The sequence below is a fragment of the Actinoallomurus iriomotensis genome, assembly GCF_030269445.1.
Lineage (GTDB): Bacteria > Actinomycetota > Actinomycetes > Streptosporangiales > Streptosporangiaceae > Actinoallomurus > Actinoallomurus iriomotensis.
In genome coordinates this window covers 201,886-222,821 of sequence record NZ_BSTJ01000002.1, presented here as the reverse complement: position 1 = coordinate 222,821, position 20,936 = coordinate 201,886, and the positions used below count along the sequence as shown (strand labels likewise).

Annotated in this window: 21 protein-coding genes and 1 pseudogene; 11 read left to right on the top strand and 11 right to left on the bottom strand. The window is 73.9% G+C overall.

From position 1 onward, the window contains the following. Positions 1 to 30 precede the first annotated feature (30 nt). Both QSK37_RS09890 and QSK37_RS09885 read right to left on the bottom strand, forming a co-directional pair. Entirely contained in the window at positions 31 to 828 is a 798-nt protein-coding gene (locus QSK37_RS09890) for a 2,3-dihydro-2,3-dihydroxybenzoate dehydrogenase (RefSeq protein ID WP_285619194.1), read from the bottom strand. Beyond that, entirely contained in the window at positions 825 to 1,784 is a 960-nt protein-coding gene (locus tag QSK37_RS09885; protein ID WP_285619193.1) for an ABC transporter substrate-binding protein, read from the bottom strand. The genes QSK37_RS09890 and QSK37_RS09885 overlap by 4 nt, the downstream gene beginning before the upstream one ends. Positions 1,785 to 1,943: 159 nt before the next feature. Between QSK37_RS09885 and QSK37_RS09880 the strand changes: the two genes are divergently transcribed. From QSK37_RS09880 to QSK37_RS09855, 6 genes are all read left to right on the top strand, one after another. Continuing rightward, the gene (locus tag QSK37_RS09880; protein WP_285619191.1) at positions 1,944 to 3,029 is read left to right on the top strand and encodes a FecCD family ABC transporter permease; all 1,086 of its coding nucleotides are present in this window, start codon (positions 1,944 to 1,946) and stop codon (positions 3,027 to 3,029) included. Next, entirely contained in the window at positions 3,026 to 4,075 is a 1,050-nt protein-coding gene (locus QSK37_RS09875) for a FecCD family ABC transporter permease (RefSeq protein ID WP_285619189.1), read from the top strand. Before QSK37_RS09880 ends, QSK37_RS09875 begins: the two co-directional genes overlap by 4 nt. Beyond that, the gene (locus QSK37_RS09870) at positions 4,072 to 4,893 is read left to right on the top strand and encodes an ABC transporter ATP-binding protein (protein WP_285619187.1); all 822 of its coding nucleotides are present in this window, start codon (positions 4,072 to 4,074) and stop codon (positions 4,891 to 4,893) included. The genes QSK37_RS09875 and QSK37_RS09870 overlap by 4 nt, the downstream gene beginning before the upstream one ends. Positions 4,894 to 4,980: 87 nt before the next feature. Continuing rightward, positions 4,981 to 5,367: a DUF2752 domain-containing protein gene (locus QSK37_RS09865; RefSeq protein ID WP_285581161.1), complete on the top strand. Its 387-nt coding sequence runs from the start codon at positions 4,981 to 4,983 to the stop codon at positions 5,365 to 5,367. Between the two features lie 11 nt (positions 5,368 to 5,378). Beyond that, on the top strand, positions 5,379 to 5,663 hold the full coding sequence (locus QSK37_RS09860) for a hypothetical protein (RefSeq protein WP_285581163.1): 285 nt from the start codon (positions 5,379 to 5,381) through the stop codon (positions 5,661 to 5,663). A 126-nt stretch (positions 5,664 to 5,789) separates the two neighbouring features. Beyond that, entirely contained in the window at positions 5,790 to 6,911 is a 1,122-nt protein-coding gene (locus QSK37_RS09855; protein ID WP_285619185.1) for an NAD(P)/FAD-dependent oxidoreductase, read from the top strand. Between the two features lie 13 nt (positions 6,912 to 6,924). On the opposite strand, the gene QSK37_RS09850 is transcribed toward QSK37_RS09855, so the two are convergent. Further along, a complete protein-coding gene (locus tag QSK37_RS09850; RefSeq protein WP_285619183.1) occupies positions 6,925 to 8,169 on the bottom strand; it encodes a serine/threonine-protein kinase in 1,245 nt (414 codons plus the stop codon). 128 nt (positions 8,170 to 8,297) lie between these two features. Between QSK37_RS09850 and QSK37_RS09845 the strand changes: the two genes are divergently transcribed. After that, on the top strand, positions 8,298 to 9,215 hold the full coding sequence (locus tag QSK37_RS09845) for a DUF72 domain-containing protein (protein ID WP_285619182.1): 918 nt from the start codon (positions 8,298 to 8,300) through the stop codon (positions 9,213 to 9,215). Between the two features lie 158 nt (positions 9,216 to 9,373). Here the strand turns inward: QSK37_RS09845 and QSK37_RS09840 are convergent, their stop codons facing one another. The 3 genes from QSK37_RS09840 to QSK37_RS09830 form a co-directional block, all read right to left on the bottom strand. Next, positions 9,374 to 9,637, bottom strand: a complete 264-nt coding sequence (locus QSK37_RS09840; RefSeq protein WP_285619180.1) for a hypothetical protein — start codon at positions 9,635 to 9,637, stop codon at positions 9,374 to 9,376. A 1,035-nt stretch (positions 9,638 to 10,672) separates the two neighbouring features. After that, positions 10,673 to 11,557: a Gfo/Idh/MocA family protein gene (locus QSK37_RS09835; protein ID WP_285619178.1), complete on the bottom strand. Its 885-nt coding sequence runs from the start codon at positions 11,555 to 11,557 to the stop codon at positions 10,673 to 10,675. A 34-nt stretch (positions 11,558 to 11,591) separates the two neighbouring features. Further along, positions 11,592 to 12,518, bottom strand: a complete 927-nt coding sequence (locus QSK37_RS09830; protein ID WP_285619176.1) for a TIGR03620 family F420-dependent LLM class oxidoreductase — start codon at positions 12,516 to 12,518, stop codon at positions 11,592 to 11,594. Positions 12,519 to 12,680: 162 nt separating this feature from the next. Here QSK37_RS09830 and QSK37_RS09825 point away from each other — a divergent pair, with 162 nt between their 5' ends. The 4 genes and pseudogenes from QSK37_RS09825 (at position 12,681) to QSK37_RS09815 (ending at position 15,108) form a co-directional block, all read left to right on the top strand. Next, on the top strand, positions 12,681 to 13,994 hold the full coding sequence (locus QSK37_RS09825; protein WP_285619174.1) for an NAD(P)/FAD-dependent oxidoreductase: 1,314 nt from the start codon (positions 12,681 to 12,683) through the stop codon (positions 13,992 to 13,994). Between the two features lie 60 nt (positions 13,995 to 14,054). Further along, positions 14,055 to 14,264 (top strand): annotated as a pseudogene (locus tag QSK37_RS51655) (serine hydrolase); the annotation flags it as partial. A gap of 58 nt (positions 14,265 to 14,322) precedes the next feature. Continuing rightward, on the top strand, positions 14,323 to 14,748 hold the full coding sequence (locus QSK37_RS09820) for a hypothetical protein (RefSeq protein WP_285619172.1): 426 nt from the start codon (positions 14,323 to 14,325) through the stop codon (positions 14,746 to 14,748). 42 nt (positions 14,749 to 14,790) lie between these two features. After that, positions 14,791 to 15,108 carry a putative quinol monooxygenase gene (locus tag QSK37_RS09815; RefSeq protein WP_285619170.1) on the top strand — a complete coding sequence of 106 codons (318 nt, stop codon included), beginning with the start codon at positions 14,791 to 14,793 and terminating at the stop codon, positions 15,106 to 15,108. A gap of 74 nt (positions 15,109 to 15,182) precedes the next feature. On the opposite strand, the gene QSK37_RS09810 is transcribed toward QSK37_RS09815, so the two are convergent. The 5 genes from QSK37_RS09810 to QSK37_RS09790 form a co-directional block, all read right to left on the bottom strand. Then, complete coding sequence (locus tag QSK37_RS09810; RefSeq protein ID WP_285619168.1) at positions 15,183 to 16,238, bottom strand: MBL fold metallo-hydrolase; 1,056 nt, start codon at positions 16,236 to 16,238, stop codon at positions 15,183 to 15,185. Positions 16,239 to 16,287: 49 nt separating this feature from the next. Next, positions 16,288 to 17,181 carry a diacylglycerol/lipid kinase family protein gene (locus QSK37_RS09805; protein WP_285619166.1) on the bottom strand — a complete coding sequence of 298 codons (894 nt, stop codon included), beginning with the start codon at positions 17,179 to 17,181 and terminating at the stop codon, positions 16,288 to 16,290. Between the two features lie 93 nt (positions 17,182 to 17,274). Beyond that, the gene (locus QSK37_RS09800) at positions 17,275 to 19,800 is read right to left on the bottom strand and encodes an FtsX-like permease family protein (RefSeq protein ID WP_285619165.1); all 2,526 of its coding nucleotides are present in this window, start codon (positions 19,798 to 19,800) and stop codon (positions 17,275 to 17,277) included. A 3-nt stretch (positions 19,801 to 19,803) separates the two neighbouring features. Then, a complete protein-coding gene (locus QSK37_RS09795; RefSeq protein ID WP_432705550.1) occupies positions 19,804 to 20,565 on the bottom strand; it encodes an ABC transporter ATP-binding protein in 762 nt (253 codons plus the stop codon). Then, on the bottom strand, positions 20,562 to 20,795 hold the full coding sequence (locus QSK37_RS09790) for a hypothetical protein (RefSeq protein ID WP_285619138.1): 234 nt from the start codon (positions 20,793 to 20,795) through the stop codon (positions 20,562 to 20,564). Before QSK37_RS09790 ends, QSK37_RS09795 begins: the two co-directional genes overlap by 4 nt. Positions 20,796 to 20,936: the final 141 nt, after the last annotated feature.

Genomic DNA, 20,936 nt, shown 5'->3' with positions numbered 1-20,936 from the left:
GGCACGAGCCGGCGGAGCGGGGGCGGTCGCTCAGGCCCGAAGGGTGGCTCCGCCGTCGACGTACAGGTCGTGCATGGTGATGTGACGGGCACGGTCGGAGACGAGGAACAGGACGGCGTCGGCGATGTCGGCCGGGTCGGCGATCCGGCCGAGGGGGATGCCCGTGCGGTGCGCCGCGAGGTCGCCCTCGATGACGCGCCGCGCGGCGGCCTCCTCGTCCTGGACGCCGGCGGCCGCCCACATCGAACGCTGCATGTCGGTGAGGGTCGAGCCGGGCGAGACGGTGTTGCAGCGGACCCCGCGGGCGGCCACCTCCAGGCCGAGGCACTTGGTGAACATCACCGCGGCGGCCTTGGAGGCGGCGTAGGCGGACATGCCCGCCCGCGGCACGCCGGCCGCGTTCGAGGCGACGGTGACGATGCTGCCGCGGCCGCGTGCGGCCATGCGGCGCGCGGCGGACCGTGAGACGTGGAAGACGCCGTCGGTGTTGACGGCGAACGTGTGCGCCCAGTCCTCGTCCGTCAGTTCCGTGACGTCCGAGCGGCGCAGTACGCCCGCGACGTTGACCGCGACGTCCAGCGGGCCGAGCGCGCGCTCGGCCTCCTCGACGAGCGACTCGACGGCGGCCGCGTCGGTGACGTCGAGCGCCCGGGCGGTGACCTGACCGGGGTACGTGCCGGCGAGCGCCTCGGCGCCTTCGAGGTCCAGGTCGGTGGCGAGGACGCGGGCACCGTCGCCGGCCAGGCGCGCGACCACCGCGGCGCCGATCCCCCGGCCCGCCCCGGTGACCAGGGCGAACCGTCCGTCGAGTTCCGGACCGGCGCTCACCTGACCATCGCCTTGCGGATGTCGTCCAGGACCGAGACGGCCGCCTGCGGACCGCCCAGGCTCGTCCACTTCGACCCGTCGATCACCGTGGCGTGCTTGTCGCGGACGGCGCCCAGCTGCCGGTAGGCGGGCTTGCCGGCCAGTTCGCCGAGCAGTCCGGCGTCCGGGCCGGTGGAGGAGAGAGTGCCGATGAACAGCCAGTCGCCGTCGATCTGCTCGAGGTTCTCGTCGCTGATCGGGGTGGAGTGGCCCGCGCCCTTCTCGTTCTGGATACCCGGACGCTTGAAGCCCAGGTCCGCCAGGACGTCGCTGACGAACACGCCCTGCTGCATGACGGCGGTGCCCTTGGCCGAGTAGCGGGCCACGGACACGCTCGCGCCGGCCTCCCGGCCGAGGTCCTTCTTCAGCGCCGCGACCTTCGTGCCGTAGTCGGCGACGAACTTCTCCGCCTGGGCGGACCGGCCGAGCACCTTGCCGGTGAGCTGGACGGACTTCTTCCAGTCCTTGGTGGCGTCGGTCGTCAGGACGGTCGGGGCGACCTTCCGCAGCCGCCCGAGCACCTGCTTGTCGGCGAGCTGCCCGGCGAGGATGACATCGGGTCTGGCCCGTACGACCTTCTCGAGGTCCGGGCCGGTCACCGCGCCCACGAGCGGGATGCCCTTCGCCTGTGCCGCCAGGTACTCCGGCGCGCCCTGCCGGCCGCGGCCCGCGGTGAGGCCCACCGGCCTGACGCCCAGGGTGAGCGCCGAGTCCAGGTCGAGTTCGCTGAGCACCACGACCCGTTTCGGCGCGGCGGGCACCTCCACCGTCGCACCGGTCGCGTCGGTCACCGCGGTGGTGGCCCCCTTCGCGTCACCGGCGTCCGCGGATCCGCAGGCGGTCGCGGTCAGCGCGCAGGCGGTGAGGAAGGCGGCCGCGACGGCGGGGCGGGCGCGGCCGCGTGAAGAGAAGAGCACGGTGAATCTCCCTGTTTTGGCGGTGAGCGGGCGGGGGAAACGCGGTGAAAGGCCGGGCACTGGCCGGAAACCGGCATGGCGAAAGGGGGGTTCTCGGGCAGACGTCTGCCGTTCGAAATCGCCAGGTTCGGGCGGGCGAACTTAGGTTAGGCTAACCTCATGTCGATCGCGCAAGGGGTGCGGCCGAAAAGATCCGGATCCGGTCATCACGGACCCCGCCCGTCGCCGGTGCGGCCCGCCTTCTGGGTCCTGGCCGCACTCGCCCTCCTGCTGGTCCTGGTGTTGTCGTCCCTGCTCATCGGCACCGGATCGAGCTCTCCCCGCGACGCCTGGAACTACCTCGCCGGCGATCCCGCCGCCCGCGCCGACGCCCGGCTGCGGCTCGCCGTCGTCGGCGTACGCCTGCCGCGCACCCTCGCCGCCGTGCTCGTCGGCGCCTGTCTCGGCACGGCCGGATGCCTGCTCCAGGCCGCGACCCGCAACCCGCTGGCCGAGACCGGGCTGCTCGGCGTCAACTCCGGCGCGGCCTTCGCGGTCGTCCTCGGCCTGACCTTCTTCGGCGCGTCATCGTCGGCCGCGCTGCTGGTGTGGGCCCTGGTCGGCGGGATGGCCGCGAGCGCGGTGGTCCTCCTGCTCGCCGCGTCGGGGCGGACCGCCGGGTCGCCGCTGCGGCTGGTCCTCGCGGGCTCCGCGCTCGGCGCCACCTTCCACGGCCTCACCTCGTACGTCCTGCTCGGCACGCAGTCGACCTTCGACACGTACCGGTACTGGACGATCGGCTCGCTCGCCGGGGTGCGGACCTCCGAACTGGCGCCGCTCCTGCCGCTGGCCACCGTGGGCCTGCTCGCGGCGCTCTGCTGCGCCCGGCCCCTGGCGGCGCTCGGCCTCGGCGACGACGGCGCCCGCTCGCTCGGCCACCACCCCGGCCGGATCCGGCTGGCCGTCGCCGGGAGCGTGTCGCTGCTCGTCGGCTGCGCCGTCGCCGTCGCCGGGCCGATCGCCTTCCTCGGGCTCCTCGCCCCGTTCGCCGCGCGGGTCCTGACGACCGGGGCGCGGATGGCCGCGCAGCTCGTCCTGTCCGCGCTGATCGCGGCCGACGTCATGATCCTCGCCGACGTGCTCGCCCGGATCGTCATCCGGCCCTGGGAGACTCCGGTCAGCGTGCTGCTCGCCTTCGTCGGTGGTCCGCTGCTCGTGTGGATCGCCCGCTCGTCCCGGCTGTCGACCGCGGGAGCCTCGGCATGACGGACGTCACTCCGCCCGACAGCACGCCCCTGCGCACGGGGACCCTCTCGTGGCTCTTCCCCCGGCGCAGCGCGCTCGCCGCGGCGTTCCTCGTGCCCCTCGTCGCCGTCCTCGTCGTCGTCGCGGTGACGGCGAGCTCGACCGGCATGAGCCTGGAGCAGACCGTCTCCGGCCTGCTCCGCGCGGGCGACCCCGGAAGCATCATGATCGTCTGGGATCTGCGGCTGCCTCGCGTCTTCGCGGGCCTCATGGTGGGCGCCGCCCTCGGCGTCTCGGGCTGCCTCACCCAGACCCTCGCCGGCAACCGGCTGGCCACCCCCGACCTCGTCGGCGTCAACGAGGGCGCGACCGCCGCCGTCGTCGCCTCCGCGGCCGGCTCGGCGACCGGCATGGTCGGTGACTGGTGGCTCGGCCCGCTCGGCGCGGTCGCCGCCGCGGTGCTGGTCGTGCTGTGCGCGGGCGGCGCCGGCGTGGCCGGCCACCGCCTCCTCGTCGTCGGCATCGGCGTCTCCACGTTCGTCGGCGCCGTCAGCGACCTCGTCATGTCCCGCCAGAACGACAACACCGCGGGCGGCGTGTTCCTGTGGGCCGTCGGCAGCCTCAACGGGCGCGACTGGAGCGTCGGCGGGCCGCTGCTGATCGCGCTGCTGTTCCTCCTGCCGCTCTCGCTCGCGGCCGGGCACCGCCTCCAGCTCCTGCGCTTCGACGACGACATGGCGGCTTCCCTCGGCGTCGACCTGCGGCGGGTACGGGCCGCGGCCCTCGCCCTCGCGGTCGCCCTCGCCGGGGTCGCCGTCGGTGTCGGCGGGCCGATCGCCTTCGTCGCCCTCGCCGCTCCGATCCTCGCCCAGCGACTCGCCGGCCCCACGCGCGTCCCGGTGACCGGCTCCGCCCTGACCGGCGCCGCGCTCGTCACCGCCGCCGACGCGCTGGGCCGGGTCGTCGCCCCCGTCGAGCTGCCGGTGGGCGTCGTCACGAGCGTCCTCGGCGGGCCGTTCCTCCTCTGGGTTCTCTTCCGCTCGCACCGGACCACCGAAAAGGCATGACCTCCCTCATGACACCTGGCCTCGAAGTGCGGTCGCTGCACGCCGGCTACCCCGGCCGTCCCGTCGTCAAGGACGTCGACCTGACCGTCCCCGCCGGGCGGGTCGCCGCGATCGTCGGCCCCAACGGCTGCGGGAAGTCGACCCTGCTGCGCGCCGTCGCCCGCCTGCACCGGCCCGGCTCCGGCACCGTCCATGTGGACGGGGACGACGTCTGGCGGCTCAGCCGGCGGCAGGCCGCGCACCGCATCGCCCTGCTGCCCCAGTCGCCGCGCGCCCCCGAGGCCGTGACCGTCGCCGGACTCGTCCGGTACGGCCGCCATCCCCACCAGGGCCTGCTGCGCCAGTGGTCGCGCGAGGACGAAGACGCGGTGCGCGAGGCGCTGGAGGCCACCGGCACCGCGGAGCTGGCCGGCGAACGCCTCGACCGGCTCTCGGGCGGGCAGCGGCAGCGCTGCTGGCTCGCGATGGTGCTCGCCCAGCGCACGCCCGTCGTCCTGCTCGACGAGCCCACCAGCGCCCTCGACCTCGGCCACGTCGTCGACGTCCTCGAACTGGTCCGCGAGGTCGCGGCGGCGGGCCGTACGGTCGTCATGGTCCAGCACGACCTGGCCGCCGCCGCGCGCTACGCCGACACCGTCGCCGCGATGAAGGACGGCCGGGTCATCGCGACCGGCGCGCCTCGCGACACCGTGGACGAGGCGCTGGTGAAGGAGCTGTACTCCGTGGAGGCCGACATCCTGCGCGCGCCCGGGGACGGCTCGCCGGTCGTCGTACCGCGGGCGCGGCCACCGGTGACCGAACCCGGTGCCGAGCTGTGATCTTCGTCTCCTCGTCGCCGGACCGGCGGCGAGGGATCAGTGTGGAATTCACCGAGACGCAGCTCGTCCGTGGTGCACACTGTGCGTATGGTGACCTCGCGCCCGCTGGCGGCGGCTTGGCGGTCGGCGGTGCTCGTCGCCGTCGTCGTCGGGCTCGCCCTGCTTCGCGTTCCGCGCCCGCCGACGTTGTGCCTGCTACGGGAAGCGACGGGGATCCCGTGCCCGATGTGCGGGTTCACCACGGCCGCGGTCCGTCTCGGGCACGCCGACCTCGTCGGGGCGGCCGGTGCCTCCCCTTTGGCGGTCGCCGTCTGCGCCGGGTTCGTTCTCGTGCCGTTCATCCGGCGTTCCAGAGCGGCGACTTTTTGGCGTGAGCTACCGAATCGATGGCGACAGTTGCTGCCTGTATTCGCTATTGTCGCGATTCTTGCTTTCGCGGAGATCTGGCAGCTCCAGCGCTTCGGCATTATCTAACGGGAGGAATTATGGGATACCCGCCTCAGCCGCCGCCCCCTGGTTACGGTGGTGCGGGCTACCCGCAGCAGGCCCCGCAGTCCAGCACGCCTCAGGTCCTGGCGATCATCGGCATCGTGTGCTGGTTCTGCTGCTCGCCGGCGGCGATCGTGCTCGGGCTCGTCGCCCAGAGCCAGTTCCGCGCCCAGGGGAGGCCGGACACGATCGCCAAGGTGGCGTGGATCGGCGGCATCGTCGCCGTCGTGCTCGGCATCCTGAGCTTCATCGTCCGGATGTCGGCCATGAACTCCAGCTGACCGACGACACACCGAAGCCGGGCCGGGATCGTCCCTCGGCCCGGCTTCGCCGTTGTGTGAGGTCGCTGCCTCCGTACGGTGGTGACACGCGCCGCGACCGGCGCGCCACCACACGGAGGGAGAGCCGTGGAGATCATCGTTGTCGGCGCGGGCATCGTCGGGGCCAGCACCGCCTACCACCTGGCCGCGGCCGGGGGGCGGGTGACGCTGGTCGACCGGGCGGACGAGGGGCAGGCGACGGCGGCCGGAGCCGGCATCGTCTGCCCGTGGCTGTCCCGGGGAACCGACCCGGCGCGATACCGGCTCGCGAGCGCGGGCGCGCGCTACTACCCGGAGCTGGTCGGCCGGCTGAACGCCGACGGCCGGTCCGACACCGGGTACGCCCGTACCGGCGCGCTGGCCGTGGCCGGCTCGGCCGAGCGGGTACGGGAGAGCGCCGAACGGGCCCGGCGCCGACGGGCCGACGAGCCGGAGGTCGGCGAGGTCACCGTGCTCGACCCCGGTGAGGCGAGGCGGCTGTTCCCGCCGCTACGGGATGACTGGCCGGCGGTCCACGTCACCGGCGCGGCCCGCGTGGACGGTGCGCGGCTGCGCGACACGCTGCTGGCCGCCGCCGAGCGGCGGGGGACGGTACGCCGGAGCGGCTCCGCGCGCGTCACGCTGACCGAGGACGGCCGGTGGACCGTGGCGGTCGACGGAGACGCCGTCCCGGCCGACGCGGTCGTCCTGGCGGCGGGTGCGTGGTCCGCCGACGTTCTCGCGTCGCCCGCGACGCCCCTGCCGGTCGTCCCGCAGCGGGGGCAGATCGTGCACCTGCGGCTGCCCGGCGCCGACACCCGCCGATGGCCGATCGTGCTGCCCGAGGGCGACCACTACATGCTGGCCTTTGACGACTCACGGATCGTGGTCGGGGCGACCCGTGAGCACGGCACCGGATTCGACCACCGGGTGACCGCCGCGGGACTGCGCGAGGTGCTGGATGAGGCCATCTCCGTCGCGCCGGGCCTGGCCGACGCCACGGTCGCCGACATCCGCGTGGGCTTCCGCCCGGCGAGCCTGGACGAGCGCCCGCTCCTCGGCGCGGTCGCGGGAGCCCCGGGACTCATCGTGGCGACAGGGTTCGGCCCGACCGGCCTGACGACGGGGCCGTACGCCGGAGCGGTGGCGGCCGAACTCGCCCTCGGCCGTACGCCGGAGCTCGACCTGAGCCCGTACGACCCGTCTCGTGTGGTCGAAGCTCGCGGTTGACGCCTGCGCCCGGCTACTTGGGGCCCTTCTTGTGGTTATGCTGCTTGCCCTTGGCCTTGCCGTGCGACGAGGGCGCGTGACCGCCGGCGGGCTTCGTGGTGGGGGTGGTGTCCTCCGGCCGGCCGAGGGTCCGGGTGCCCCGCTGCGGGGTCCTGGCCGGCTCGCGGGAGATCACGGCGACGTCCGCGGCGCTCGGCGGCCGATGCGTCTGCTGGACGGGGGCGCTGCCGCCGGCCGACGTCGCCGGCTGTACCGCCTGCGGCAGGATCCACGTGCCCGCGGCGACGGCGGCGACCGACGCCGCGCACGCCGCGGCCAGCATCCTCGGCCTCCGGCGGGTGTCGGTGATCGGTGTCAGGTTCGTCGCGGTGTCGTCCGCCAGGTCGCCGGCCGCGAGTGGGTCGGCCGGGTCCAGGCGGGCGAGCAGCTGGGCGGCGGTGGGCCGGTCGTCGGGGTCCTTGGCGAGCGCGGAGGTCACCAGGGACCGCAGGGACGGGTCGAGGCCGCCCAGGTCGGGCTGCTCGAAGAGGGCCCGGCCGGCCATCTCCAGGGCGTCGCCCTCGCCGAACGGGTTCCGTGCGGTGCCGGCGTAGGCGACGAGACATCCCCAGCAGAAGACGTCGGAGGCGGGCGAGGCGGGCCGGCGGGCCAGGCGTTCGGGCGCGATCCAGCCGACGCTTCCGACGACCTTGCCGGTCTCGGTGGGCCCACCCGCGGCGGAGACGCTCTGGGCGATACCGAAGTCGATGACGCGAGGGCCGGTCGGTCCCATCAGGACGTTCGCCGGCTTCAGGTCGCGGTGGACCAGGCCCGCCCGGTGAATCGCGGCCAGCGCGCGCAGCACGCCCGTGGCGAGCGTGCGCAGCCGTTCCGGCGGCAGCGCGCCGTCCCTGGCGATGATCTCCTTCAGCGAGGGGCCCGCGACGTACTCGGTGACGATGTAGGGCGGGGTCTGCGCGGTGCCGTCCGCCAGCGGGCGGGCCGTGTAGTGCGAGGGGACCCGGATCAGGGACGCCACCTCGTCCCGGAACCGGGCCCGCGCCTCCTCCTCGCCGACCGTTCCCGTGTGCGCGACCTTGACCGCCGCCAGGCGGCCGTTCTCGTCGCGGCCGAGGTACACCACGCCCATGCCCCCGGCGCCGAGCCGCCCGATCAGCGTGTGGCCTCCGACCGTGACCGGATCCCCGGGTGCCAGCGGGAGTACGTCTGCCGGCAGGACCGCACTCCCGCCCCCGACCAGTACCGGTGTTCCGTCCATCCGCGTCCCTCCTTTGGGATGCTTCGGATTCCCCCGTCTTCCCGTCCTAATCGTGATGAACGGGATGAACTGCCGTTTCTCGCGGATCAACCGGGCGGCGACGCCGGCGATCCGCCTATCGTGGGAACGTGGGTGACGTGCTGGTCGGCACGGCGTCATGGACCGACGAGACACTGCTCACCTCGGGGTGGTATCCGCCCGGGGCCCGTACGCCGGCCGAGCGCCTGCGCTACTACGCGAGCCGGTTCCCGGTGGTGGAGGTCGACTCGACCTACTACGCGCTGCCCGGCGAACGGACCACACGGCTGTGGGCGCGGCGGACGCCGGCCGGCTTCACGTTCGACGTCAAGGCGTTCTCCCTGCTCACCTGTCATCCCACCCGCGCCGCGGCGTTCCCGAAGGACCTGCGCACGGCGCTGCCGCCCAAGGAGGGGAACTTCTACCTCCGCGACCTCGACCCGGAGGTCGTCGAGCAGGTCTGGCGGCGCTTCGTGACCGCGCTGACGCCGCTCCGCGAGGCCGGCCGGTTCGGGGCGGTGCTGTTCTCCTTCCCGCGCTGGTTCCCCATCGGCCGGCACAACAAGGACTACGTCGTGGAGTGCGGGCGGCGCTGCGAACCGCTGCCGATCGCGGCGGAGTTCCGCAACCGGACCTGGATGAGCGAGGAGAACCGGGAGGAGACGCTCGGCTTCCTCCGCTCGCACGCCATCGCGTACGTGTGCGTCGACATGCCCCAGGGCCGTCCCTGGTCCATTCCGCCCGTGACGGCCGCCACCGCGGGCCTGGCGGAGGTCCGCTTCCACGGCCGTGGCCGGTGGACCGGCGACGACCGGTACGAGCGCTACGGATACCTGTACTCCACCCGGGAGCTGGCGGAGTGGGCGCCGCGCATCTGTGAGCTCGCCCGGGAGACGTCGAGCACGCACGTGATCATGAAGAACGCCTACCGCGACCACGCCCCGCGCAGCGCGCGCCGGCTCACCGAGCTGCTGGAGGCGATGCCGGACTGCCCGGTCCGGTCACCGGGCGTCACGGGGCGGCGGTGAGCGGCGCGGATCCGGCGGGCGGGTGACGGCCGTCGAGGCTCCCGCGCCCTGCCGGAAGAACGTACGGGCCGCCCCGCCGGGGAGGCGGCCCGCACCGCGATCCGTGGCGTGTCCGGGAGGCGTGCTCCGGGCCACGGCGGACCGTCACCGGTGAGAGGTCACACGAGGGTCGTCCCCGCCAGGCACCGGCCCACGACGTCTCCGGTCGGAACGGTCTCGGCGTCCAGAGCGGAACAGACGGGGGAGTCCCCGCTGAGGCCCGAGACGCCGCTGTCGTTTCCGTCGTCGCCCCCCGTCTGAAGGGCCGCGATCGTCCGGCCGGGCTGCGCGGCCGGGGCCGCCGCGGCGAAGGCGGGCGCCGCGAATCCGATGGTCATGGTCGCCAGCGTGGTGCCGGCCAGGACCATTGTCTTGAGTCCCATGTCTCCCCTTAGATGTGAGTAGGTGCAGGCCAGTGCCTTGCTACCGGCATCGCCACGCGTTTCGCTGATTACCCGCGGATCCGGCCTTCGCCCAGGTTGTGTACTGGTTTTGGGGAAGATCTAGGCGCGCTTCACGCCCGATGCGCCACTTCCCGCGCCATTCCGGCCTCACGCCCGAGCCAGACGAACGGCGCGAAAGCGGGATCGCGCGCAGATTTCACCGATCGTCCTGTTCACCCGCGCGAGGCGGGACCCACCTTCACCCGGGCGAGCCGGAACCGCCGCCTGTGGACTCGGGCCGGCGAGCCCCCGACGCGGCAGGAGGCGCGCGTCTCCAGACCCGGGTTTTGACCGTCGTCGGCCCGCACTCGAACGGCCGCCTGCGAGACCGACTTCTCGGCGCGGCTGCCAGGGGAGCGAAGATGGCGCTGAGGAGTAACGACCGGGAGCGGCACCGGCATCGGCCGCTCCAGGTGAGCCCGCTGTTCGGGGCCGCAGATCCGGCGTCCGGCACCACGACGGTCCTTCCTCGGCACGAACCGCCCGACGCCCGATGACGCCGGCGACCGTCGCGCGGCTGATCCGCGACGAGCTCATGTTCGACCTGGCGCTCAAGCGCCGCTGGGCGCGACGCAACGCCGGCCGGTATGGCGCCGGCGCCCGGCCCAACCTCGTGATGGGCGTCAACGTCCAGGTGTGCTGGAAGAAGTTCTGCGACCACTGGGATATCGGACCCCGCCTCGTGCCCATGGAGGGCGACCGGTTCCACCTCGGCGCCGAGGCGTGCGACGAGAACGCGATCGGCGTGGTCGCCGGAGCGGGTCAACTACCTCGGCGGCGATCTGCCGACCTTCACCCTCAACTTCTCCCGGCCTGGTTCCCAGGTCATCGCTCAGCATCACACCTTCCTACGGCTTTGCCACGAGGGTTACGGCGCGGTGCAGGCGGCGCTGCGGGAGGTGGCGACGTATCTCGCCGGACGGATCGAGGAGCCTTCCGTCACTGACGGCGCGGCCGGGTGATGGCGGCGGGTCGTCAGCGGCCGGTGAGCAGGTCGGTGGTCGCGGCGTCGAGCAGCCGCTGGAGATGGAGGCCGTGCCGGACGTCCAGCGGGTGCGGCGCGTGCCGCTCGATCGCGTCCGCGAACTCTTCGACCATCGTCGCGTACGCCTCCGGTCCGGTGACCTCCGCACCGTCGATCACGGCGGAGCCGCCCGAGCCGAAGACCTCGACCTCCGCGCGGGCCGGTTCGTCCGCCGACGCGGTCGCGTACAGCGAGACCTCGCTGAAGCGACCGCCCTCGTGTTCGAGCAGCAATCCGACCCACCCCCATGGCTCGCCGTGTGCGCGGATCGACGCCGTGTGGCCGAGTGCGGCGTCGAGCAGGTCCAGGACGTCGACCCCCATGTCCATGAGCACGCCGCGGTCGGGCCGCCAGGGCCGGGCTGGAGTGTCGCCGGCCAGAGCGGCGGAGATGAGCCGTCCGGTGCCGCCTTGCGGGTGCGTCCGCTCGACCTGGGACGACAGAAACGAGCGCACGGTCGGAGAGTAACGCCAGGTCAACGCGATCTGAGAGATCACATCGGTGGCGGCGACCACGTCCGCCAGCTCCTCGGCACCGGCCAGCTCACCGGCGATCGGCGGTCTCAGCAGCACGTGCTTGTGCCGTCCCGCCGCGATCACGGCCAGGGGCGACTGCGCGGCCGGCGGCACGGCGAACGCGACGGCGTCGCAGTGGTCGAGCAACTCGGCGAACCGGTCGTACGCGGGCACGGAGTGGCGTTCGGCGAGAGCGCGGGTGGCGTCGGGAGACGGCGACCACACGCCCGCGAACGCGGTCTTCGGCCACGATGCCAGCGACGGCGCGTAGATCTCGGCGGCCGAGCGGCCGGTACCGGCGAGGCCGATCGCCCTGGTCATGGTCTCACCGTCACGTAGACCGGGGCCGGCACGGTCAGCCGACCAGGACGGGTGCGAGGGTCCGCAGGTGCTCGACCTGCTCGGCGAAGGTCCGGGCGATCGGCTGCACGCAGACATGGTCGGCGCCGGCGTCGTGGTGGGCGCGGACACGTTCGGTGATGGCGTCCGGATCACCGTGGCACACGATGGCATCGATGAGCGCGTCGCTGCCGCCGTTCTTGAAGTCGGCGTCGGAGAAGCCTAGCTCGCGCAGGTTGTTGAGGTAGTTGGGCAGCGCGAGATAGAAGGCCGCGTAGTCGCGGGCGGCGGCCCGCGCCCGGTCCGCGTCGGTGTCGAGCACGACGGCCTGTTCGGGCACCAGGAGCGGCTCCGGGCCGAGGATTTCGCGGGCCCGCCTGGTGTGCTCGGGCGGGACGAAGTAGGTGTGCGCGCCCTGGGCCCGGCTCGCCGCAAGCTCCAGCATCGAGCGGCGGAGCGCGGCCAGCAGCCGCGGCGGCGCCTCGGGCAGCGGTGGCCCGAACTTGGTGGCGTCCATGGCGTCGAGGTAGGCACGCATGGTGGACACAGGTCTGGTGTAGTCGTGGCCCCGAGGGTTGACCAGCGGTGCGTGGCTCACCCCCATGCCCAGCGTGAACCGGCCGGGCCACGCGTCGGCCAGCGTGTTGGCTCCGTTGGCCGCCGCGATCGCGTCCCGGCCGAAGATGTTGGCGATGCCCGTGGCGACGTTCAGCCGCTCCGTGCCGGACAGCAGCACGGCCGCGTGCGTGAAGGACTCCCTGGTGTCCGGGCCCTCACCGAACCAGAACGTCGAGTAGCCCAGCTCCTCGATGGTCGCCGCCCCTTGCTGTTCCTCTTCCGCCGAGATCTCCGCGACGGTCGTCATGAACCAGACGCCGACCCGGCCCAGTCGTTTCCTGACCGCCGTCAGGTCGGACGGAGATGGTGGTCTGCCTTCGGCCATGCCGGTTCCCTTCCACATCGGCTACCGCCGTGTCCCTCCAGCGTTACGTGGACGGAGGCCGCGCCGGGTCAGGGCCGGTTCAATCTTGGCAAAGAACTGCTCGTCGGGCCGTGGGTGGGCATATCCGTAACAAGGCGTAGCCGCGAACGGCAGGAGAACGGAATGTCCAGAGGCCGGGTCGTGATCGTCGGAGCCGGTTTCGCCGGGTTCCACGCCGCGCGGACCTTGTCTCGCCTGGCCGGACATCTGGTCGAGGTCGTGTTGATCAACCCGGCCGACTACTTCCTTTACCTTCCGCTGCTCCCCGAGGTCGCCGCCGGGATCCTGGAGCCCCGGCGGGTGGCCGTCCCGCTCAGCGGATGTCACGCCGGTGTCCGGCTCGTGCTGGGCACTGTGGGCGGCATCGACATCGCGGGTCGCCGGGTCGTCTGCACGGCGCCGGACGGGAGCCGGCGTCGGCTGGACTATGACCGGCTGATCCTGGCCGTGGGCAGCGTCAACAAGCTCCTCCCCATCCCGGGCATCGCCGAGCACGCGTACGGTTTCCGCAGCCTGGCCGAGGCGATCTACCTGCGCGACGCCATCCTGCGCGACATCGAGCTGGCGGGCACGACCGACGACGCCGCCGAACGCAGGGCACGCTGCACGTTCGTCGTCGTGGGCGCGGGATACACCGGGACCGAGGTCGCCGCGCACGGCCAGCTGCTCACCGAACAGGCAGCCGGGCGCTGGCCGAACCTCCGGGGCCGGCCGATCCGATGGCTGCTCGTCGACCTCGCCGAGCGCGTGTTGCCGGAGCTGGACCTACGGCTGTCGGCCACCGCCCACCATGTCCTGACTCGCCGGGGCGTGGAGATCCGTACGCGGACCACGGTGGAGGAGGCCTCCCACGACGGAGTGCGCCTGTCGGACGGGGAGTTCGTGGCGACCCGCACGCTGATCTGGTGCGTCGGTGTCCGCCCCGACCCCCTGGTCGAGGCGCTGGGCCTGCCCACCGTCCAGGGCCGACTCGTGGTGGACGAGTATCTGAGCGTGCCGGGCCATCCCGAGGTGTACGCCTGCGGCGACGCCGCGGCCGTGCCGGACCTCACGCGCCCCGGCCGGATCACCGCGATGACGGCGCAGCACGCGCACAGACAGGGCGTCACCGCGGGCAGGAACGTCGCCGCCTCCTACGGCCACGGCCACCGCCGGCCATACCGCCACCACGATCTGGGCTTCGTCGTCGACCTCGGCGGCGCCAAGGCCGCGGCGCACGTGACGGGGCTGTCGCTGGCGGGCGTGCCCGCCAAGGCCGTCACCCGCGGCTACCATCTACTGGCCGTCCCGCACAACCGGCTGCGCATCTCCTGCGACTGGCTGCTCGACGTGCTGCTGTCTCGCCAGCTCGTGCAGCTGGGCGTGGTGCCCGCCACGGCCGTCCGCCTCGCCGCCACCGCCGAACACGCCGCACCGCGCGGAGCCCCTCCACTTTGACGTGGCGGTCGTGCGAACACACCGCCGCGGCACCTACCCCAGCGCGGGGTAACGTGACGGATACCGAGCTCCGGCCCGTACCACGAACGGCACGGCATCCCCGGGGCCGCACTCGGCATCCTGCGCCTGACGCCCGGCGGCGACGAGGTCGCCGAGGCGGCCACGGGCGTCCTCAACCGGGAGACCGGCGTGGCGGCGACCGCCGACTCGCTGTTCCAGATCGGATCGGTCTCGAAGGTCTGGACGACCACCCTCGTCCTGCAACTCGTCGACGAGGGGCGGCCCCGAGCTGAGGCTGGCCGGCGCGGAGACCGTCGCGAAGCTGACCATGCGTCATCTGCTCACCCACACGACCGGTGTCGACGGCGACGTGTTCACCGACACCGGGCGGGGCGACGACTGCCTGGCGAAGTACGCCGAGGCGCTGGCGGAGCCCGAGCCGTTCGCGGCACCGGCCGAGCCGGCCTCCGCCGACGTGGACCGGCACGCGGGCACGTACGAACGGGCGGGTGAGCGCCTGGAGATGGTCGGAGGCGAGCGCCCGCGCCTGCGAAGGACCGCCACCGGAGCGCCGGCCGCGCTCCTCCCCGAGAGCGAGCGGGAGCAGGAGCACGACCTGGTACCGGTGGAGGAGGACCTGTTCGCCGTCCGCGCCCCGCGGACGGGGATGTGGCTGCCCGTGACCTTCTACGCCCTGCCGACCGGCGAGCGGTACCTGCACCTCGCCGGCCGCGCCACCCCGAAGGTGCCGTGAGACCGCCTGCGTCGCATGGGGGAGTCGGTAGCGTTGCCGGTCATGAGCCGGATCGCGCGATACGGGAAGTTGGTCGCTCACGAGGGGCGCGGGGCGGAACTCGCGGAGCTGCTCCTGACGGCCGCCGCCGGTCTGGAGGGGGAGCCGGGCTGTGAGCTGTACCTCGTCAACCGGCAGGCGGACGCGCCCGACACCATCTGGGTGACCGAGCTGTGGCGCGACCAGGACGCGCTGGACGCCGTACTCGAGACGATCAAGGGCAGTCCCGAGACGGCCGCCGCGATGAAGCTCGTCGAGGCGGCGGAGATGATCGAACTGGATCCGCTGGGCGGCAAGGGGCCCACGCCGCGGGTCGCCTGAGACCCCGCGACGACACCCCCTGTGCGGGACCGGACGCGCCGCTCCCCGAGACGTCGGTACCCGCGCCGGGTGGGTCAGGCGGCGGTGAGGTGGTAGGTCGTGCCCGAGCTGCTCGCCACCCAGGCGCCGGGCAGCGCCGCCGCGAGCGCGTGCTGGGCGCGCCAGCCGGTGCAGTGGCCCGGTACCACCAGGTCCGGCGCGAGTCCGGTCAGTGCCTCGACGGTGGGCGCGATGACCGGCTCGAAAGCCGGTCCGCCCAGGTGGAGGCCGCCGGCCAGCGCGTGCAGCCGGTCGACGCCCGTCAGCCGCTGGGCGTGGCGCACGATGTTGATCGCGCCGGCGTGGCCGCAGCCCGTCAAGACCACCAGGCCACGGCCGCGGACGTGCACGACCAGCGCCTGGTCGTCGGCTACGGCCGGGTCGTGGACCCACTCGGTGCCGGTCCAGGCCTGGTGCGGCGGAGGCATGCCGCGCTCGAACTCGGTGGTGCGGTCCACCTCACCGGTGATCAGCACGGATCCGTCCACGAGCAGTGAGGGGTCGCGCCGTTCGATGACCTCGAAGCCCTCCGCGTCCAGCGACCGGCGACTCAGGGTCGGCAGCTCCTCCGCCGGGCGTCCGGGTACCGCGAGCCGGCGCCGGGTCCACACTCCCGGATGCACCACCATCGGCAGCGAGCGGACGCCGCGCCGGCCGGCCAGCCCCGCCAGCCCGCCCGCGTGGTCGAAGTGGCCGTGGCTGAGCACGACGCCGTGGATGTCGTCGAGCGCGACGCCGAGACGGCTCGCGTTGACGACCATCGCGTCGGGCGACAGGCCGGTGTCGAACAGCAGCGTGGTGACCCGGCCGGCCCGGCGGACCCGGACGAGCGCGGAGAAACCGTGCTCGGCGATCATCCCGGCGGGCGTGCGGCCGCCCTCGAACTGCGGCGCGGCCACCATGCCCATCCCCATCGGAGGCCGGCGGGTGCGCTCGTCACCGGTCAGCAGCCCGTCGAAGACGTTGTCCACCAGAGTGACGATCTCGACCTCGTCGACCGGCTCCAGCGTGATCGGGTCGACCGCCGTGCCCGGCGCCGGGCGTGGAAGGGAGGCCGCCGGCTCGTCCGGTCCGGCCGTCGTGTCGCACATACGGGCAGCGTAGGGGAGCGACGGATGGGCGTCGTCCCCGCCTCGTCGCTCAGTCGCGGTCCGGCGGGGCGATGATCCGCCACGCCTTGGGGACGACGCGCCAGGAGCGCTCGGTGAACGGCCCGGACACCTCGCCGTCGCTGTTGACGAGGAACTCCTCTCCGCTGATGGTCGCGCACGTCGCCGCGGTGTACACGACGTCGTCGTGGTGCTTGTGCGCGCCACTGCGCAGGCCGAGCGCGTACCGGACCCTGGCCAGCGGGCCGGTGGCGGCCGAGACCACCAGTTCGACGCGGCCGTCGCCGGGGGAGGCGTCCGGGGCGAGCAGCGCGCTGCCGCCGGCGATGCCCGGCGCGTTGCTCAGCCCCACCATGAGCAGCTTGTCCTCGGCGACGATCTCGCCGTCGGCCTCGACCTTGAGCCGCCAGCCCCCGGCTCGCGCCCCCGCCAGGACGGCGCCCACCGGGAAGGCGGCGGACTTGAGCCAGGGCTTGAACCGGGCGGCCTGGGTCGCGGCGACGGCGCCCACTCCGGCGTGGACGGCGTTGAGCACCACGCCGCCCTCGTCGTCGGCGAGGAGGTCGAGTTCACGGGTGCGTCCTTCGCGGAGCACGCGCGCCGCCTCGTCCGGGTCCAGGGGGATGCGGAGGTTGCGGGCGAGGTCGTTGCCGGTGCCGAGCGGCAGCAGGCCGACGGTCCGCCGGTCCAGTTCGCCCCGCGCGTAGAGGGTGGCGACGAGCCGGTTGATCGACCCGTCGCCGCCGGCCGCGACGACGGTCTCGTCGCCGGGCTCTCGCCGGTCCAGCGCCCGTTCGAGCTCGTCGGCCGAATCGCACTCGCAGACGGTCACGGGCTCCTCGCCTCCGGCCCGCAGACGCTCGCGCACACGCTCCAGCGTCCCGGAGTCGAAGCGCCCGGCACCGCCGTGCGTGATGATCAGCATCTGTTCCTCCCGTTCCGCGAACATCCCGTACGGGCACGGAACACCCGTTTCCGGCCCTCGCCCCTTTCTGCCTCCGAGCAGGCGTTCTAATCATCAGGCGCGGGTGAGCGCCTGGGCCGGCGGGGTGCGCAGGGCGCGGCGGGTGGGCACCTCCATCGTGAGGAAGGCCAGCGCGGCGACGACGGCCGCGATGGCGGGGAACAGCCACAGCGGCCCGGCCGGCCACGGGCGGTGCAGGAATCCGGCGGCCAGGAGCACGAGCGGTACGACGGACAGCAGCAGCCCCGTGCCGAGCGCGACGACGCAGATCAGCGTCGCCTCCCGGCGCATCATCGAGCGGATCTGCCCGGGCGTCGCGCCGATCAGCTGCAGCGCGGCGATCTCGTGACGGCGCTGGACGGTACTCGCGATCAGCTTGTTGGCGATGCCGAGGAGGAGGTAGCCGAGCAGCACCGCGAGGATCGCGATGTTGATCCACAGCTCCGGCGGCACCCCGTACGCGCCGTCCGGCGCGCCGTACGCCCGGCCGAGCGCCAGCCCCGGGCGCGCGGAGGCGAGGGCGGTCAGGCCGCGCGCGGCCGCGTCCGAACCGTCGGTGCGGATCAGCAGGCTCTGGTCGAGCCCCGTGGTGGTGTGCCCGGCGGCGAGGTCACGGGAGACCGCCACCGGGCCGAATCCCAGGCCGCGCGAGTAGATCGCCACGACGCGGGCGGTGACCGGGGCGCCGTCGCCGAGCACCAGGTTCACCGTGCCGCCCAGCGACGCGTTCCGCGATCTGGCGGCCCCGGCGTCCACGGCGACCGTCGCGCCCGTGAGATGCGCCAGGTCGCCGGACCGTACGCCGAGGTCGAGGACCGACGACGCGGCCGGGGAGAGGATCGGCGCGGAGTGGTAGTCGGTCTCGTCGTCGCCCAGCATCTTGTAGGTCCAGATGACCGTGGTGCCGCTGACCGGGGCGACGGCCCGCACGCCGGGCGTGGCCCGTACGGCGGCCGCCAGGTCGTCGGGCAGCCCGCCCACCCCGGGCGCGGTCATCGTGAACTGGGCGCGGGTGGCGGACGCGACGTCGTTCGACGTGGCCTTGAGCATCGTCGTCTGGGTCAGCGCGTAGGTCAGCGTGAACACCACCGCCATGGCGAGTGTGGTGACGGCGCTCGCGACGCGCAGGGCGTACCCGCGGCTGTTCGCCACGGCCAGCCACGTCGGCGCGGACACCCCGGCGGGCAGCCTCCGCGCGAGCGTCCGGCTGATCCGGCCGACCACCACCGGCCCGGCGAGCCCGAGGCCGATCGTCGCGACGATGCCGGCGAAGGCGGTCACGGCGGCGCCCTGCTCCGTTCGCGTCAGCAGGGGGGCGACGGACAGGACGGTGGCCGCGGCCATCAGCAGGAACCCGGCGAGGGCACGGCCACGGGACGGCGTACGAGGCTCGCTGCGCGACTCGGCGACCGCCTCGGTGGCCGCCATCCGCGACGTGCGCAGCGCCGCGCACCAGGCCGAGGCCCGTACGACGAGGAGCAGCAGGAGGGCGGCGGCGACCGCGGGCAGCGGGCTGAAGGTCAGCGGCAGCGAGGAGGGGACCATGCCGGCGAACACCAGCAGCGCCCGGAGCCGGTCGGCCAGCAGGTACCCGAGGGGGATGCCGGGGACCAGCGCGGCGGCCGCGACGACGACGGCCTGCGCGGCGGCGAGGCGGCGGACCTGGCGGGGCGTCGCGCCGACGGCGCGGAGGAGGGCGAGGTCCCGTCGCTGGGCGCCGATCGAGACGGCCAGCGAGCCGCCCACGATGAACCCGACGACGAGCAGGGTGACCCCGGCGAGCGAACCGGCGAACAGCGGCAGGGCGCCGCGCCCGGCCATCGCGTCGGGGGCCTCGACGTCGCCCCGCGCCGCCCCGGTGGACACGACCAGCCCGGCCGGCCCCGCGATGGCACGGGCCCGCTCCGCGACGGAGTCGCGGGCGCCGGGGGCGGTCCGCAGCGCGACCAGGTCGACCCGGCCCCGCCCGCCCAGGCTCGCCGCGGTCGCGTCGGTGAAGAAGATCCCGCCGCCGGAGCCGCCGACCACGGCCGAGACCCGGTACGTCGCGCGGTGACCGGCCGCGACCACGGACACCCGGCCACCCGGCGCCACGCCCGCGGCGGCCGCGGTGCGCGCGTCCAGGGCGACGTCACCGGGACCCGCCGGGGCCGCGCCGGACACCCGAAGGCGGTCCGGCAGCCCGGTCGAGGACCATCCGTGCCCGGCGGTGGCCGGGTCCCCGGTGACCGCGGCGGGCAGGACCGCGCCGCGCCGGTCGAGGACGGCGGCCGGGAAGCTCACGTCGCCGACCGCCGCGGTCACGCCGGGCAGCCGCGCCAGCCGCGCGGTCAGCTCACGCGGCACCCGGGCGCGCTCGGGCAGCCCGACGGCCAGGTCGCCCTTCGGGCGGTACGTCTGGGCGGCCGAGACGACGACATCGGCCCCGGCGAGCCGCTCGACCGGGGCGTGCGAGCGGAACCCCGACTCGGCCAGCACCCCGATGCCGGTGACGAAGGCCGCGCCGCCGAGGGCGGCGCAGGCGATCGCCGCCAACGCGGCGATCCGGTGGCGGGCCATGCGCAACGCCAGGTGCAGCATCGCTTACTCCGATTCCAGGGTGGTGATGCGGTGCGCCAGCTCGGTGGCGGTGGGCCGGTGCAGCGTCTCTCGCAGGCGTCCGTCCGCCATGACCAGGACCTGGTCGGCGCGGGCGGCGGCGGCCGGGTCGTGGGTCACCATCACGACGGTCTGACCGAGGCCCGAGACGAGGTCCCGCAGCAGGCCGAGCACCTCACGCGCGGTCTTCAGGTCCAGCGCGCCGGTCGGTTCGTCGCCGAACACGACCGCGGGCCGGGTCACCAGCGCGCGGGCGATGGCGGCGCGCTGCTGCTGCCCGCCGGACAGCTCGGCCGGCCGGTGTCCGAGCCGGCCGCCCAGCCCGACCCGTTCGACCAGCAGGCGCACCCAGTCGTGGTCGGGCGCCCGGCCCGCCAGCCGCAGCGGCAGCGTGATGTTGTCCGCGACGCTGAGCGAGGGCACCAGGTTGTACGACTGGAACACGAACCCGACGCGTTCGCGGCGCAGCTCGGTGCGCCGGGTCTCGTTCAGCCCGTCGATGGCGACGCCGTCGACGGAGACGCTCCCACCGGTCGGCGTGTCCAGGCCGGCGGCACAATGCATCAGCGTGCTCTTGCCCGATCCGGACGGGCCCATGATCGCGACGAACGCGCCGCGCTCCACGGTGACGGACACGCCGTCGAGGGCGCGGACGCCGCCCGGGTAGACCTTGGTGACGTCCCGCAGCGCCACGGCGGGCGCCCGACGCGCCGTGGGCGCGGGCCCGCGCTCGGCCACGGTCCTCATTCGGACCGCCGCCGGTAGTGCTGGACGATCAGGGCGGCGCCGCAGGCCAGCGTGGCCACCCCGAACGCCACGCCCACGAACACGTTGACGCCGGTGGTCGAGGTCACCATGTTGCCGGCCGCGCTGACCACCAGCAGCAGCCACAGCACCGGCCGTACGATCCCGCCCCGCTCGTTCGGGGAGTCGGGCGGCGTCTCATGTGCCTCGGTGATGCGGTACGGATCGGTCACGGCGTGCTCCTCGCTCGCTGGGGGGTGACGGGCCACAACGCTAGGAGCGGCGATCCGCCGAGACGATCCAGCCAACGAGCCGATCGTGGTACAGCAGGCTGTACTCCTTTCCCGGGGAACTGACAGGGATCGGCCCGGTGT

Coding starts and splice junctions, on each gene's coding strand:
- QSK37_RS09835 (WP_285619178.1), bottom strand. CDS start 11,557: ATGACCAGGGCGATCGGCCTCGCCGGTACCGGCCGCTCGGCCGCCGAG.
- QSK37_RS09820 (WP_285619172.1), top strand. CDS start 14,323: ATGCGTCATCTGCTCACCCACACGACCGGTGTCGACGGCGACGTGTTC.
- QSK37_RS09815 (WP_285619170.1), top strand. CDS start 14,791: ATGAGCCGGATCGCGCGATACGGGAAGTTGGTCGCTCACGAGGGGCGC.
- QSK37_RS09805 (WP_285619166.1), bottom strand. CDS start 17,181: ATGCTGATCATCACGCACGGCGGTGCCGGGCGCTTCGACTCCGGGACG.
- QSK37_RS09870 (WP_285619187.1), top strand. CDS start 4,072: ATGACCTCCCTCATGACACCTGGCCTCGAAGTGCGGTCGCTGCACGCC.
- QSK37_RS09880 (WP_285619191.1), top strand. CDS start 1,944: ATGTCGATCGCGCAAGGGGTGCGGCCGAAAAGATCCGGATCCGGTCAT.
- QSK37_RS09875 (WP_285619189.1), top strand. CDS start 3,026: ATGACGGACGTCACTCCGCCCGACAGCACGCCCCTGCGCACGGGGACC.
- QSK37_RS09800 (WP_285619165.1), bottom strand. CDS start 19,800: ATGCTGCACCTGGCGTTGCGCATGGCCCGCCACCGGATCGCCGCGTTG.
- QSK37_RS09860 (WP_285581163.1), top strand. CDS start 5,379: ATGGGATACCCGCCTCAGCCGCCGCCCCCTGGTTACGGTGGTGCGGGC.
- QSK37_RS09865 (WP_285581161.1), top strand. CDS start 4,981: ATGGTGACCTCGCGCCCGCTGGCGGCGGCTTGGCGGTCGGCGGTGCTC.
- QSK37_RS09850 (WP_285619183.1), bottom strand. CDS start 8,169: ATGGACGGAACACCGGTACTGGTCGGGGGCGGGAGTGCGGTCCTGCCG.
- QSK37_RS09810 (WP_285619168.1), bottom strand. CDS start 16,238: ATGTGCGACACGACGGCCGGACCGGACGAGCCGGCGGCCTCCCTTCCA.
- QSK37_RS09795 (WP_432705550.1), bottom strand. CDS start 20,565: ATGAGGACCGTGGCCGAGCGCGGGCCCGCGCCCACGGCGCGTCGGGCG.
- QSK37_RS09830 (WP_285619176.1), bottom strand. CDS start 12,518: ATGGCCGAAGGCAGACCACCATCTCCGTCCGACCTGACGGCGGTCAGG.
- QSK37_RS09840 (WP_285619180.1), bottom strand. CDS start 9,637: ATGGGACTCAAGACAATGGTCCTGGCCGGCACCACGCTGGCGACCATG.
- QSK37_RS09825 (WP_285619174.1), top strand. CDS start 12,681: ATGTCCAGAGGCCGGGTCGTGATCGTCGGAGCCGGTTTCGCCGGGTTC.